This window comes from Nonomuraea sp. NPDC059007, assembly GCF_042740555.1.
In the GTDB taxonomy this organism is placed as follows: Bacteria; Actinomycetota; Actinomycetes; order Streptosporangiales; family Streptosporangiaceae; genus Nonomuraea.
In genome coordinates, this window is the sequence record NZ_JBHYJD010000019.1 from 146,409 (window position 1) to 159,752 (window position 13,344).

Sequence of the window (13,344 nt, forward strand, 5' to 3'; positions counted from 1 at the left end):
TGAGCGCACTCGTGATGGGCGTTTCCAAACCCTATGTGACTGCGACTCTGTCTTTCTTGGGGAGTGACTTTGTCTGACTCGATTGCCAACATGCGCGTGTTCATCGGCGTCCTCGACTGGGGTTACTGGGAAGGGCATGACCTGACCATCTTCACGGCACGAACGGAGCAGGACGCTAAGTCCACTCTGCTGGCTCATTTGATTCTCGCCTGCATGGACGATCCGGATAGGACTGAGACCTACTTTGGCACGCCTGTACTTCCCGATATCGACCTGTTCGATGACGAGGAAGTCAATCGCTGGATTCAGGAAATCCACGACACCGATGATGGCGGGTACATCAACGTCTTTGAGTCACTGATTGGCGAGTTCGCTTCCGAGATGCCCTAGGAGGCTGTACGGCACGCAGAGTGTGACTGCGTGCCGGGCAGTCAACCTAGGAGGTGACATAAATGCATACCTACGATCGGGCTTGTAGAACGTGCTTGAAAGAATACAGCCGCAAGGAGGCGCTGCCTCCTGGGGCCGATTGGACCGCCGCCATGGTGGCGGACGGATGGATGCATATTGAAGGCCGATGGGGGCTATGCCCTCGCTGCTGGACGCCGCAGAGGCGGGCAGTCAGCTACCATCCGATCACGGTTCTAGCTGTGGCGGCGTCGGTCATTCGGCGATACGGATGGGTGGCGGCAGATGAGGAACACAAGGTCGCTGACATTGCTACCACGCGTCGTGTGCGTCAAGTGTTTGAAGGTGCGGAGCCCCTAGAGATCCATGCGCATGATGTGAAGCGGGCCAACGAGGCATATGCCTGGATCTTGGCGCAGGAATTCCCGGCAACGTGGGGCTTCGCTGTCCATATGAAAGCAATGCTCCAGGCATTTAGTCAGTCTGGCCTGGTTACACCCGACTCGATCGCGCATGTTTCTTGTGCGATCGTCGTCCACCGTGACGGGCCGACGCGACTTCGGCGGCACGAAGCGAAGAGCGCCCGAGTCAACAGTGAATGGGTAGGGCGGCCTGGTGACAAGCTGGGCAACGTCCATGCTCGCCTATCCCAGGTGCATACCAAGATGGAGAACCGGCAGCCGTTCCGATATGAGTTCGTAGATGAGTTCGGTAACGCCTACAAGTGGTTCACAACTCGCTCGCACTATAAGCCGGGCAAGTACTACACGATCGAGGGCGCAACTGTGAAGCGCCACGAAACCTACCGGGGAACCAAGTTCACTGTCCTTGGTGGACGTGTGTTGGTGCTTGAAAGTCTGAGGAACTACGAAATGGAAGGTGCCAAGTGAAGGTTGTAACCGTTGCCTATATCTGTGGAATCTGCAAGATCTTCAAGGGTGTGGACACGCCTATTGACGGCAAGCTCAAGGTTCCGTTTCCCGGAGAGGGACACCGAGCGATTGAGACCTGTGAAGCGTGCTACGAGCCGTGCCTGACCAATGTGCAGAAGTTCATCTTGGCGACCGGCAACGAGATGACTGGCCTTGAGGGTCTGTTCCTTGAGCGAGGTATGAACGTGCCTCGCGGTGTGGAGGACCAAGCCGGGTCAGGGACGGACCAGGCGGGGGACGTCGACCCTGAGCCCGAGCTGTGCCGGAGAGACGGCTGCGAGGAACCCCTAGACGACAACGAGGGGTACGACGGCCTGTGCGGTTCGTGCGCTGACCACGCTGAGAACACAGATGGTGAGCCGGAGGACGAGGGCCAGGACGACGAGCCCGAGGAGCCTGACCAGCTCACCGAAGCGGAGGTTAGGGCGGAGCTGGCCAGCATCCCTCAGATTCCCAGGCCGGGGAGTGCCCGGCACGCAACGTCAGTAGGCGAGTTCCGGTACCCCTACTCGGCTTACAAACACTCCAACTTGCTGGCTGAGCACAAACCGCGGGTGCGCTCGTGGGCCATCAAGAATGGCCTGCTTCGGCCGGACCAGACACAAGGGCCTATCAGCTCTGGAGTGGTGGAGCAGTACTGCACGGCCTTCCCGGATGCCCTCGACCCTACGAAGGTCAGCGGCCAATACCCAGGGTTCTAGCCAGGACGCGCAGTAGGGCAGAGGTCATGCCACCCCTGCCCGGCTGTACGGCTTGACTACCTTCCTGAGGAGACAACATATGGACGTGGATGCCAGGCCCCAGCCTGAGCCGACCATCTTCCACGGGTTGCTAGGACGGATCACCAACGAGCTTGCGCCCCACAGCGAGGGCGATCCGGTGGGCATCCTGGCTTCCTTGATGAGCTACTACAGCGCCGCGATCGGCGGCGGGCCACACGTTCGGCTGGATGGGCCATCCAAACGCCCACTGACCTTTTGGCCGCTGCTGTGTGGCATCACCGGGGACGGGCGCAAGGGCACCGGCACACGCATAGCGGCAGCGGTGTACAAGCGTGTGTCTGAGGAGTTCGTTGATCAGAGCTACTACTTTGGCTTCCCCGACTCCGCCCCAGCCTTCATCGAAGGCATCGCCGAGAGCGCCCGCGCAGCGGGTTGGATCGACGAGCAGACAGGCAGCCCTGGCGACTCGGGCGAACTGGACCCAGCAACCTGCCAGCCCCTTCCCAGCTTCCCCATGCTGTTTGTGAAGGAGGAATGGGCCGACGCGATGGACAAGATGAAGATGTCCAGCAAGTACGGGGAAGCTGTCCGGATGTCATGGGAGGGCAGCGACCTCATGACCCACACCATGAAGCGGGGCAAGGTCGTGCTCAGACGTCCCCACGTTGCGATCACCGCGCACATCACCCCGGATGAGTTCCAGGCCAAGTTGAGCCCATCGGAGCTGTCTGGGGGCACCTTCAACCGCTTCACCTTCTTGTTCGTCCACCAATCCCGCTCCCTGCCTCGCGGCGGCCAGCTCGGAGAAGCCGACTTCAACCGGCTTGCCAAAGACCTGGGGCGGGCGGTGCGGTTCGCTAAGCACCAAGGCAAGATCGAGATGCAGTACACCGAAGACGCCTGGCGCTACTACGAGCGCAGCGTCTATGGCGTCCTGGATCGGGGACATCAGGGCGAGCTGATGCGAAAGTTCGGCGCGCGGGCGCTGGAGCAGGCTAAGCGGCTGGCCGCACTGTATGCGCTGGCTGACCAGAGAACCGCGATCGAGGTGGACGACCTGAAGGCCGGAGAGGCGTTCGCGCGCTATTGCTTCGCCTCGGTGAAGTTCGTCATGGCTGCCCAGGCCCGTGAGGGCGAAGAGACCCTGATGGGCATCGAGGGCGATGCCCGAGACGCCTCCGAGCAAATCGTGGATCGGGTCATGCGGGAGCTGCGCAAGGCTGGCCCCAGGGGCATGCGCTCAACAGCCCTGTATCGCAAGCTCAACGCCGACAAGGAAGCTGTTGAGGACGCCTGTGCGGCGCTGGGCTCCAAGGTGGTCGAGAAGGTTCACCGCAAGGCCAAGAGCGGACCTGGAAGCATCACCTACCGTCTGACCGCCGTCGAGCTGGCCAACGCGGGCCACGCCTCCGCGCCCGAGCCGGAGGCGCCCAAGCCAGAACCCGAGCCCGAGCGAGCGCCGATGGCAGCCGCGAGGAGTTCCGCGGCGAGTACTCCAGTACTTCGCCGGCCAAGGGAGAAGTCTGCCCGCAGTACTTCGCCGGCTCGCCCGTCCAACCCGCTCGACAACCTCTTTGGGTGAGCCGATGGCTACTGACACTCGGGAGACCTGGCTTCAGCGAGCCGTCGAAGCTCTCCGTCCGTGGTTTGAAGAGGTCGGCATGCCCCTGCCAGACAAGGTCCTGGTGGGGGTGGGCTTCTCCTCGAAGGGGCTCAAGAGCAAGAAGGTCGTGGGGGAATGCTGGGCGGCTGCCGCCAGTGATGGCGGTGTGAATCAGATCTTCATGCACCCGGCAAAGTCCGACCCCGGAGAGGTCTTGGTGATTCTCCTGCATGAGCTGATCCATGCTGCTGACAACTGCCAGAACGGCCACAAGGGGCCGTTCATGAAGACCGCCAAGGTATTCGGGTTCCGGGCTCCATTCACGTCGTACGGCAATCAGACGGACGAGCTGAACGCCGCCTTGGCGGCCCTGGCCGACGCACTGGGACCGTACCCGCACAACACGTTCCTTGTCGGGCCAGGTGGTAAGACAAGCGGCCCCAAGGAGCAGAAAAACCGACACATCAAGCTTGTAGCCGCAGACTGTACGGAATGTGACTATCAGGTGCGGGGCACGCGGGAACGAATTGAGAGGTATGGGTACCCGCGATGCCCACACGGTGTAGAGATGATTGTGGAAAATGGAGGATAGCGGTGGAAACCATCGAGATTGAGCGGCACGCGCCCTATGCTGATGGCTCGGTTGAGTACACATGGGCCGCAGGGCAGTACTCATTTGAGTTGATGTGGGATCGCGGACCTGAAGTTGTAAGGCTGGAAGTCTTTGAGGCAGGCCGCTGGTGGGCCAAGACGACTCACAACCTCCCTTGGCCACTTGAGGACCAGGAGCATGCGGACAGGACGGTTACCCGTTTCGTGGAGTCCGGCCAGTTCTGGAAGTACGTCACCCGCTAGGCTACGACCGACACAAGGAGTAGAACCCATGGCTAAGCAGATTATCGAGAAGATCACCGACGACATCGACGGCTCTGAGGGGGCCGCTACGGTGACCTTCGGATTCAACGGCAAGAGCTACGAAATCGACTTGGGGGCCAAGAACTCCACCAAGCTAGAGAAGGCGCTTACGCCGTTCATCGAAGCCGCCCGCGAGGTTAGGGGAGAGCCTATCCTGCGCCGTCGTGGTGGAGCTGCTGCGCGAGCCAAGTTGAGCCGTGACCAGTCCGCCAAGATCCGCACCTGGGCGAAGGACAACGGCTTGAACGTCAGCGAGAGAGGGAGGATCGCGGCTGACGTGGTGGCCAAGTACGAGGCCGCCCACTGATGTCAAAGCGTGCGCTCATCTACCTCCGACGCGCAGGCACATATACCTCCTTCGACTTCGCGCATGACAGCGGATTCACCGTGACGGGCGTCTTGCAATGGGAGAGGCCGGACACACTTGTGGATCAGTTGGCCGAGGTGGAAGCCACCTTTGACGTACTGGTAGTCGCCCACCCGACTGAAGTCGGGAGACGGGTCGAGGACTTCAGTCGAGTGGCCCGCTGGTTGGAGGACCACGGCAAGGCATTGGTCCTCTCAGCGGAGGAGTGATCAGTTAGCAGGACTCAGGAGCCCCCTCCAGGCGGAGGGGGCTTTCTGCTGTTCAGCCTGTGTACACGGGCCTTGAGCGGGCTCGGGTATGGGCGCTATCGTCACCTCGCTTCCCAGATGACATGAGGTGTGACGATGTACCCGGCTCCCTATCGCCCTGACCCCCGGCAAGCTCTCGCGAACGCAGTTGCGCACAACGTCTCTCAGGGTTGGCGAGTGGAGTCCCATAGCGATTACATGGCAGTGCTCTACCAAGGCCAGCCGACCAATCACGTACTTCATCTCTTGCTGACATTCTTCACATGTGGGCTCTGGCTCCCGGTCTGGTTAATAATCGCGGTAAGCAACAAGCAGCGACGAATGATGCTCCGGATAGACGAGTACGGCAACGTGATCCGGTACTGAAACGCCAAAAAGCCCCCTCCCAAAATGGGAGGGGGCTTTCTTGTTGGCCAGGAAAGGGGGGCTGGCCAAGTCCAGTTAGGCGGGCAGCGCCTCGCCGTTCAGCACGCGGTGAACGTAGGAGGCCAGGGCCGTACCAGCGGCCTGGAGCACGGCAATGCCCAGGAAGCGCCAGTCAGGCAGCTCACCAGAGTTCAAGGCCGTGTACACGACACCGGAGACAGCAAGCAGGACGGCAACAAGGGCACCCTGGCCAAGGGAGCGCCAGGAACGGCTACGCGCGTCGGCGCGTACCTGGTGCTTGGCCTCAACCTCAGGGTCGACGCCAGTGGGGGTGTCGGGGATCTCGTCAAAGTAGGTGCTCATGGGTTCTCCAATCAGGTCATGAGGTAGAAGGGGCCGCTGGTCCAGGGCATGAGAACCCGGTCGCGGTTCTTCGCAAAGGGGGAGGTGGTATTCGCGCGCTTGTACTCCTGGGCGAGGATGCCGAGCACGCCAGTCCTGATCACGATGTAGTACTCGGTGTACGTGCTGTCGCCGTGCATCGTGAAGGCGGTTCCTTCGGGCAGCTCGTCAGCGAGCGATGGTTCCTTGTCGGGCTGATTCACGGGTTAGCTCCAGCACGAGGGGTCTTCGCACGTGACGAGTGCAACGCGCTGTCCGTCACCACGAGCACCGAGGGATCCGCGCACGTCGTTCACGGCGTCGCCCAGCGTCGCCCATGCGGTTCCCCAGCCGACCACGGAGGCGGGAGTCTGCCCGCTGTGGATGTGCACGTGGTAGTGGGTGGGGTCCTTCGGCACGAGTACCGCGACCGATGCCACACGGTAGGAGTCGATGAGAGGTCGGATCGTCTCGTCTGCCCGCGTGGACATCTTCAGGTCCGCGTCGTCGGAGTCCTCAGCGGTGATCTCCCAGGCGTGGGTCTGGGTCTCGCCAGCGTTGCCCTTGACGCCATCTCGGTAGATCTCGACGGTGTAGAGGTAGGTTCGGTGGCCCAATACGGCCAAGGTCAGCCTCCTAGCTGATCGGTTCTGTCCATGCGGCGGTCCATGTCTTCGGGCCAATCACGCCGTCAACCGTTAGGCCCTTCTGGGCCTGGAATGCTTTGACGACCTTCAGCGTCTCGGGGCCGAACACGCCATCGATGGCGAGCTGCCAGCCGCGTTGGACCATGCGCCGCTGCCACTTCACGAGGAAGCGGCTCGTGGCGCCGAGCCGGAAGTACTTGCCGGGGAAGTTGGGTACTTCGCCGGCCCCCGGTCGATCAGTCGGCGAAGTACTCGCCGCGGCCTTGTACTTCGGGTAGCCGTAGCCGTAGATCCGGGAGTTCTTTCGGCTGATGGTCTTGGTGTACACGCCGTTGCCGTCGAAGTACCTTCCGGCGTAGGACCCGCCTGTGTTGCCGCCAACGGTCTCGATGGAGTTGGCAGTGACCTTGGTGACCAGCTCGACGTGCGTTCCGCCGCCAGGGCCGTAGAAGATGAAGGAGCCAACCTGAGGGGTTTGGGACCAACGGCCACGGGCCTTGAACCAGGCGACCGCATTCAGGCAGCTAGCCGTCCACGGGACCAGCTCGGCGGCGTCGGCCTTCGGCTCCGGGGAGCCCGTTCGGGCGTATGCGCGCTTGGTGACGACGGCCAGGAAGATGGCGCACCAGGCGACACCGTTCCATCCGTATTCCTTGCCGAACTGGGTCTTGTTGCCTGCGGTCTCACGGTACCCCTCGTACCGCAGGGCCTCGTTCACGACGTCAATTGCCCTTAGCAATCGGTCCCCTTTCGTAGATTTCTTACTTGGTAAAGGCGACGATCACTGAGCCAATCGCAGCGAGGATGGAGACAGGGAGGCCCCACATCCATCGTTCGAGTACTCGAATGCGTCGCTCGTGGTCGTCGTCGGTGCGCCGCGATTCCTTCAATTCGGAAGTGAGGGTGCGCACCTCGGTAGTTAGGTCCCTCATCTCCTCGTAGATTTCGCGGAGGGTGACGGTGAAGCCGGGTTCCTCTGTCATGGGCTACCCCAGCTTGACCTGGCGCAGATTGCCAAAGATTTGAATGGATGAGGTCGTTTGATATGCGGCGACGCTGACTTTGAGGCTCTTTCCAGCGTGGCCTCCGTCGTTGGCGACAAAGGTCAAGCCGTGCTGAATGCCGCCATTGCCGCTAGGTGAGATCTTCTGGTCACCGATCAGGAGTAGCTCGTCTGCTGACTGAAGTCGTACCATCAGTCCCCATGAGGTATTGATCGGGTTCCCGGCATTGGAAAGCGTAAGTTGAAAGAGATAAGTGCCCGTGCTCAGTGCGAACGACTGAACAGGAGCGTGCTGCCAGTTCGTTGATACGGGCGTGAATAGGCCCGTGTCGAAGTAATGGTCGGAGACTGTTCCAACGTGCCTGTGATTCTTAGCAGCCCAACGGTCATCGCCTGCCGGGATGGTGACGTAGCCCGAGAGATCGGGCGGTGCTCCTAGCTCGATAGAACCCGTTGACTTTACGGCGAGAAAGCGATCCTGCTCCGGCTGATAGACGATCGAGCCGCGCGGGATCGGATCATGTGGGAATACCAGGATGCGGCGCCCCACATACTCGCGAACGTCTTTGATCTCCTGGACGCTGTCAGAGCTGGCATTCGGCAAAACCTTGAACTGTGCAAGCGGGATTTCGGGTTCGGCCCAGGTGCGGTTGGCGTTGGGGGCGACCGGCGTGGCCGCAGGGGCGCCTTGCCGTACTGCGAGGGAGACCCGATTGATCTCGCGATTCAGCCTCAGGACCAGCAGGTCAATCCGGCTATACGCTGTGGCATTCCCGGAAAGCGGAATCGTCTGCCGTGCCGTGAGCTGGTAGCGAAACCCTGCGAGGTTCGCCTGACCAGGCTCAACGTTGACCGAATAGGGTTGTGGCCCCTTAGACACCTTCAAATCCGGGTTCCAAGGTCCCTCGGCGTCAACGCCGTTGTCCTGCCAAGATGCAGCCATTCGCGACCATTGCTCTTCAGTGATGAAGGAGCCTTCGCCGCCATCAAATGGATAAGAAAATTCGCTCATGCTACTCCAGCCAAGCTAGGGCGTGATGTACGTGATGTTGAAGAGGAAGCCCATGCCGGATGTGAGCTGCTTTTTGTGGTAGATCTGGCCGAGTGTGCGCTGTGGGGAGCTGCCGCCGTTGTAGTCCGCGTAGATAGTCACAATTGCGGTCTCAACGTAAGAGGGGTCAACGGCGGGAAACTCCACACCGCTGAGCACGGGAATCGTTTCAAGCGGCAATGTAAATACGTTCGACGTGGACGGGTTGTCCTGGGTCGCGCTGAGCCGACCAGCGACCTGAACGATATTTCCAATCTTGGTCCACCTGGCAGCAGACGACCAGCCGGACATTGCGGAGACCGACCCCGACGTGACGGTATTCGGCATGTAGCTGTGCGTGTGATTCTTGGTGGCGTAGTTCGCCAGCTCCGCCTTCGTCGCATCGCCGATCTGGATGCGCTGGGTCTTCTCCTGGGCGTAGAACTTGCCTGCTGTGGGGTCATAGCCCATCTGGCCCTCGACGAGCTGACGCGAGCCCGTTGATGCCGCCGCAGTCGAGAGGACCTGTACGCCGTTCGAGGTGAACTCTCGGCAGTCCACCACATCAGCCGGAACGACGATGTTGGTGTTCGCCTTTACGGTCACACTGGCAAGCGGGATCTCGGGGGAGTTCCACGAGCGATCGACAGGCGGAAGGACCGGGGAGGCCGCGGGCGCCCCCTTCTTCACGACAACCGTGATCCGGTTTGCCTCACGATCCAACCTGAGCACGACCCGATCAACTCGGGGGAGGCTGGTCGCGTTCGAGTCGTAGAGCGCCGTCAGGTCGGCGTCCAGGTGGTAATGGATGCCAGCGAGCTTGGCGTGCCCCGCCGTGACGCGGAGCGTGTTGGGCTGGCCCGTGGCCGACACCCGAAGGGCGGTATTCCACGGGCCTGGACTCTCTACGCCGTCGTCCTGCCATCCGCCGGCCAAGTACGACCATTGCGCTTCATTGATGGCTGCGCCATCGCCAGCGTCGAACGGATAGGAACGCTCAGTCACGTCGTCTCCTATCCAATTCGGTGAGCCTGGAGGCTCGTGTAATACATCTTCAGCGTGCCCGTGCCATTCATGGAGGTGATGGTGGTGGTCACTGTCTGATTCGACAGGAGATTCAGCACCACGGACATCGACATGCCGTAATGACCCGTCTGATACATCGTGTCGTCGCCCACTTCTGCGGAGCAGGCTTCAATGGCGCCAGCGACATTCAGATACGCCACGGGCATGAGCTTCACTGCCGTGTTGTAGGCAAGGCCGGAGTACGAGATCTGATAGAAGCCCGAGGTGGGCACCGTGAAGCCGGTGTACGCCCCCGCAGACCCGTTGGCGTTGATTGCGTTCCTGTGCAGCAAGGACTTGTACGGGTGGTTGACCGTGGTCCCTGCCGTGCCAATGACAATGTCGTGATCAGTCGTCCAGAGGCGAATGCGCTCGGTGTACGGCGAGGTACGAATCCATGCCGATCCCGACCAGATATGCGTCGCCTGGGTATCGGTCTCAAGGATCTGCTGGCCCTGCGTCGGCGAGGCCGGGCGTGTGGTGGAGGTACAGATCGTCACGCCTCCACCTCCGCCGCCCCCGATAGGGGCGTACCGGGCATCGGCGTCAGGTTGCGTGAGGAGCTGACCCCACTGGTTTGCCTTCGACTTGAGGTACATCCGAGAGGTACCGACACTGGTCACGCGATTCTGCAAGGACCCAAGAGGCGCAGCAGAGTTCGGCTGGTAGGTCCCACTCGCGTCGTAGATCCGCTCAACGATCTGTCCGTAGAGTCGCCGTTCCTCCACGACGTTCGAGGAACCCGCAGGGACCGGAGCGCTCAAGGGCGGAACCAGGATCGAGGCAAGCGGGATCTCGTTGGCCGATGGCGCGGGCGCTGACCCATCGGGAACACCTTCGGCAACTGCCAGGGTGATTTGGTTGGTTCCCGTGTCGAGCCGGAGGACGACAAGATCCCATCGATATTTGGACGGATCGGCGTTCAACGAGTAGTTGATCGCGTGATCGGCGTCCAAGGAGTAGTGGAAGCCCTTGAGCGTGGCTCTACCGGGGCGCACCTTGAGCTTTCCGGCCTCGCCTTCGGAGTAGACGGTCAGTGAGGTGTCTGACCAGTCGGAGGCGATAACGCCGTCCCGCTGCCAGGCCGACGCCATAGCCGACCAATCGGCCTCGGTAACGATGCCGCCAGTGCCCCCGTCGAATGGGAAACTTCGTTCAGCCAAAATGCCTACCTTCGTGCTTCGAGCTTGCGCAGGGAGTTCCAGAGCTTCCGCATCTCGCGGTACAGGCCGGGGGTTGCCGAGGCGCCCTCGGTGCCAATGACCGGCTGGACGGACGGGCCTTCCGCCCCGTCCTTCAGGTGGACCTCACGCAGGACGTCAGTGATTCGCTTGGTGCCGAGGTCGACCGTCACGACGTCGCCAACCTCGTAGTCGATGCCGTAGCGCAGGTTGGGTACGTCAATGGGGGTGATCGAGAGCTGAGCCCTAGCCGCGGCCTCGATGACTGCTTCATCGGCGGCCTGGTCAAGCTGCGTGATGGCCTGGGGGTCGAGCGGTTGCCCGACTTCGGGATTGATCGGGCTGCCGTCGTTGCCCCGCATGATCGGGATGTCACGCCGGTCGATGAACGTTTCAAGCGGGGTGTTAGTCCACTCACCCGCCACGGAGGGCAGGCCGGTGATCCTGAAGCCGTCCACGATCAGCGCGCCGGAGACGGCGACGAGCTTGAGCTGATGAGTGCCGTAGGGAAGATCGGCCACCTGCCAGCCGATCGCCTGGTACTGCGTGCCGGACGGAGAGCCGACCGACTTGACCCCCTGAGAAACACCGTCCAAGAACACTTCAACGGTGATGGCGATGCCGGTCCGCTCAGTAAGCCACGCCACGCCTGTGCCCTCGAACGTGAACGTCGCCGTTCCGCCCGGTTTGGTGTTGCGGTGGATGTCGTTGAACCAGTCGCCCACCTTGCGGTTGGGTACGTACGTCCAATCGCCGGCTGAGTACTGGACCTGAGGATTGGTGTTATTGAGGGTCTTGGCTGTTCCCTCGTCGTACTGCGTCAACCATCGGTACTTCCCCTCTCCCTGGGCCGCCACGACGAATCGTGTGGCTGTTGGGGCGGTAAGTCCGTACTCGAACGAGGCAAGGGTGCCTTCGCCGGGGGAGAATCGAACCTGTCCCTGGTCGTGTACACGGGGTGTGAATACCTCGAAGGTCAGGCGGTCTGCGGTTCCCTGGCGCAAGCGCCAGCCGAGTCCTGTCGCGGCGGCCAGCTCTTGCAGCTTGACGCCCAGAACATCGAATCGGGTCGAGACATCGACGTGCCTACCGAAGGACTGGAGAGCCATGTCCAGGTTGGGCACGATGCGGTCAGTTCGCGCCTGCGGGCCAGCGTTCTTGTTGACCAGGGTGTAGAGGGCGGCTGCCGCCGTGTTCGACATGGTGAAGCGATCAACGGTCTGGTTCATGATGTCGGCCTCGGGGACGGGCAACGTCACCCGGCTCCACAGGATCGTCTCGTCCGAGACGCCCGTGTAGGTGATCTGCCCACTACCCGGCTGGTCCTTCGACCAGCTCTGATTCACTGAGGTGATGGGGCCGGACATGACGGGCCGGTCCAGGCCCTCAATCCAGATGATGACGCCGCCACCCGGTTGCAGGACTTCGGCGGCCTGGGAGTCCGCGGGGACTACCAGCGTCCAGGCGCCCACACCGTTGAAGCGGGAAATGACGTCCAGGGATAGGTACTGCTCGACGACCCCGACGCGCTCATAGCGGTTGTTGCGTGCCTCCACGCGGAACTTAGGCACTGAGGTACCTCGGGGTGTACGCCATCGTGACGACCGTTTCGGCACCCACGTTGTTGACGTTCAGGGTCACGTCGTTGACGCCGGGGGAGATGGGCCACAGGGCGGGGTTCGGCCCCAGGTGCCGCCACAGGTTTTCGCCGGTGTCTCGGTCGCGGACGGACTTCCGGCCTGGCTGCGTCTCGATGATGATCGACTGCGAAGCCGTCAGGCTGAGGTTCAGCATGAAGCGCTGATCGGGTGCATCTGGTACCTGACGGATGAACTCGATGTCCGAGGCCGGACCGTGGATGTGCCAGGAGGGCCAGGTGTCCACGTCGCCCGTGATCGTGACCCGGCTATTGCCGTTGAGGCTGTGGGTCCGGTTGATCAGGGGGCGGCCCAGGAACGGGACGTTCGGGCCGGCAAAGAAGGGCTTCAGTTCAAGGTCGCCTGCGGTGAAGTTCACCTCAACCGAGGTGCCGGAATAGAAGAAGGGATCGAGGGCTCGGAAGATCAAGCCGTACTTCGCCCACACGAAGCCCGACTGGTCCTTGCCTTCGTCGCCCTCCGGGCCGGAGACACAGTAGGCGTTGATGTAGCGGCTAGACCCGTCGCCCTCGACAAGCTTGAGCTTGCCCGGTCCCCGCGAGGCGTCAAGCGAGGCGAGGAGCTGACGCTTGAGCGTCAGGAGGCCGCCACGGTCGGGGGCCTCGAAGTAGATCGGGACGAACAGTTCCCGGCTCTCCCTGCGGGTGTGGCGCATATACGCGCCGTCGAGCGCGGGCATCTCGTCATAGAGGAACTGGACCGGAGGGGCGTCGAACCCCTTGGCGCCCGGCAGGACGTAGATGCCGTCGCTGCCGGTGGATAGGTCCCAGAAAGGGGAGACCCCCGGTCGGGCGACCGGGGGCATCCACTGCACTTGC

At 61.9% G+C, this 13,344-nt stretch carries 17 protein-coding genes; 7 read left to right on the plus strand and 10 right to left on the minus strand.

Annotation, left to right across the window (positions count from 1 at the left end; all coding sequences use genetic code 11):
- The first annotated feature begins 90 nt into the window (after positions 1–90).
- The 7 genes from ACFWY5_RS29775 to ACFWY5_RS29805 all read left to right on the plus strand — a co-directional run bounded on the left by ACFWY5_RS29775 (position 91) and on the right by ACFWY5_RS29805 (position 4,887).
- Entirely contained in the window at positions 91–390 is a 300-nt protein-coding gene (locus ACFWY5_RS29775; RefSeq protein ID WP_379635804.1) for a hypothetical protein, read from the plus strand.
- Positions 391–452: 62 nt separating this feature from the next.
- A complete protein-coding gene (locus ACFWY5_RS29780) occupies positions 453–1,298 on the plus strand; it encodes a hypothetical protein (protein WP_379635806.1) in 846 nt (281 codons plus the stop codon).
- On the plus strand, positions 1,295–2,041 hold the full coding sequence (locus ACFWY5_RS29785) for a hypothetical protein (RefSeq protein ID WP_379635808.1): 747 nt from the start codon (positions 1,295–1,297) through the stop codon (positions 2,039–2,041). The genes ACFWY5_RS29780 and ACFWY5_RS29785 overlap by 4 nt, the downstream gene beginning before the upstream one ends.
- A 79-nt stretch (positions 2,042–2,120) precedes the next feature.
- Positions 2,121–3,644, plus strand: coding sequence for a DUF3987 domain-containing protein (locus ACFWY5_RS29790; RefSeq protein ID WP_379635810.1), 1,524 nt, complete (start codon positions 2,121–2,123; stop codon positions 3,642–3,644).
- 4 nt (positions 3,645–3,648) lie between these two features.
- Positions 3,649–4,257, plus strand: coding sequence for a hypothetical protein (locus tag ACFWY5_RS29795; RefSeq protein ID WP_379635812.1), 609 nt, complete (start codon positions 3,649–3,651; stop codon positions 4,255–4,257).
- A gap of 2 nt (positions 4,258–4,259) precedes the next feature.
- Entirely contained in the window at positions 4,260–4,520 is a 261-nt protein-coding gene (locus ACFWY5_RS29800) for a hypothetical protein (RefSeq protein WP_379635814.1), read from the plus strand.
- 28 nt (positions 4,521–4,548) lie between these two features.
- Positions 4,549–4,887, plus strand: coding sequence for an Lsr2 family protein (locus ACFWY5_RS29805; RefSeq protein ID WP_379635816.1), 339 nt, complete (start codon positions 4,549–4,551; stop codon positions 4,885–4,887).
- Between the two features lie 749 nt (positions 4,888–5,636).
- On the opposite strand, the gene ACFWY5_RS29810 is transcribed toward ACFWY5_RS29805, so the two are convergent.
- Genes ACFWY5_RS29810 through ACFWY5_RS29855 form a run of 10 tightly spaced genes read right to left on the minus strand, consistent with a single transcriptional unit; the run spans position 5,637 to position 13,331 of the window.
- A complete protein-coding gene (locus ACFWY5_RS29810; RefSeq protein WP_379635818.1) occupies positions 5,637–5,924 on the minus strand; it encodes a hypothetical protein in 288 nt (95 codons plus the stop codon).
- Positions 5,925–5,935: 11 nt separating this feature from the next.
- Positions 5,936–6,166, minus strand: coding sequence for a hypothetical protein (locus ACFWY5_RS29815; RefSeq protein ID WP_379635819.1), 231 nt, complete (start codon positions 6,164–6,166; stop codon positions 5,936–5,938).
- A 3-nt stretch (positions 6,167–6,169) separates the two neighbouring features.
- Positions 6,170–6,568: a hypothetical protein gene (locus ACFWY5_RS29820; protein WP_379635821.1), complete on the minus strand. Its 399-nt coding sequence runs from the start codon at positions 6,566–6,568 to the stop codon at positions 6,170–6,172.
- A 10-nt stretch (positions 6,569–6,578) separates the two neighbouring features.
- Positions 6,579–7,307: a peptidoglycan-binding protein gene (locus ACFWY5_RS29825; RefSeq protein ID WP_379635822.1), complete on the minus strand. Its 729-nt coding sequence runs from the start codon at positions 7,305–7,307 to the stop codon at positions 6,579–6,581.
- A gap of 43 nt (positions 7,308–7,350) precedes the next feature.
- Positions 7,351–7,572 (minus strand): hypothetical protein, encoded by a 222-nt coding sequence (locus tag ACFWY5_RS29830; RefSeq protein WP_379635824.1) that lies wholly within the window; start codon positions 7,570–7,572, stop codon positions 7,351–7,353.
- A gap of 3 nt (positions 7,573–7,575) precedes the next feature.
- The gene (locus tag ACFWY5_RS29835) at positions 7,576–8,604 is read right to left on the minus strand and encodes a hypothetical protein (protein WP_379635826.1); all 1,029 of its coding nucleotides are present in this window, start codon (positions 8,602–8,604) and stop codon (positions 7,576–7,578) included.
- A 15-nt stretch (positions 8,605–8,619) separates the two neighbouring features.
- The gene (locus ACFWY5_RS29840; protein ID WP_379635828.1) at positions 8,620–9,627 is read right to left on the minus strand and encodes a hypothetical protein; all 1,008 of its coding nucleotides are present in this window, start codon (positions 9,625–9,627) and stop codon (positions 8,620–8,622) included.
- Between the two features lie 8 nt (positions 9,628–9,635).
- Positions 9,636–10,850, minus strand: coding sequence for a hypothetical protein (locus tag ACFWY5_RS29845; RefSeq protein WP_379635830.1), 1,215 nt, complete (start codon positions 10,848–10,850; stop codon positions 9,636–9,638).
- 5 nt (positions 10,851–10,855) lie between these two features.
- Positions 10,856–12,439, minus strand: a complete 1,584-nt coding sequence (locus ACFWY5_RS29850; RefSeq protein WP_379635832.1) for a hypothetical protein — start codon at positions 12,437–12,439, stop codon at positions 10,856–10,858.
- On the minus strand, positions 12,432–13,331 hold the full coding sequence (locus ACFWY5_RS29855; protein ID WP_379635834.1) for a hypothetical protein: 900 nt from the start codon (positions 13,329–13,331) through the stop codon (positions 12,432–12,434). Before ACFWY5_RS29855 ends, ACFWY5_RS29850 begins: the two co-directional genes overlap by 8 nt.
- Between the last annotated feature and the right edge of the window lie 13 nt (positions 13,332–13,344).

Excerpts from the sequence above, each read along its gene's own strand:
- ACFWY5_RS29775 (WP_379635804.1), top strand. The coding sequence starts at position 91 with ATGCGCGTGTTCATCGGCGTCCTCGACTGGGGTTACTGGGAAGGGCAT.
- ACFWY5_RS29780 (WP_379635806.1), top strand. The coding sequence starts at position 453 with ATGCATACCTACGATCGGGCTTGTAGAACGTGCTTGAAAGAATACAGC.
- ACFWY5_RS29790 (WP_379635810.1), top strand. The coding sequence starts at position 2,121 with ATGGACGTGGATGCCAGGCCCCAGCCTGAGCCGACCATCTTCCACGGG.
- ACFWY5_RS29795 (WP_379635812.1), top strand. The coding sequence starts at position 3,649 with ATGGCTACTGACACTCGGGAGACCTGGCTTCAGCGAGCCGTCGAAGCT.
- ACFWY5_RS29805 (WP_379635816.1), top strand. The coding sequence starts at position 4,549 with ATGGCTAAGCAGATTATCGAGAAGATCACCGACGACATCGACGGCTCT.
- ACFWY5_RS29810 (WP_379635818.1), bottom strand. The coding sequence starts at position 5,924 with ATGAGCACCTACTTTGACGAGATCCCCGACACCCCCACTGGCGTCGAC.
- ACFWY5_RS29830 (WP_379635824.1), bottom strand. The coding sequence starts at position 7,572 with ATGACAGAGGAACCCGGCTTCACCGTCACCCTCCGCGAAATCTACGAG.
- ACFWY5_RS29835 (WP_379635826.1), bottom strand. The coding sequence starts at position 8,604 with ATGAGCGAATTTTCTTATCCATTTGATGGCGGCGAAGGCTCCTTCATC.
- ACFWY5_RS29855 (WP_379635834.1), bottom strand. The coding sequence starts at position 13,331 with ATGCCCCCGGTCGCCCGACCGGGGGTCTCCCCTTTCTGGGACCTATCC.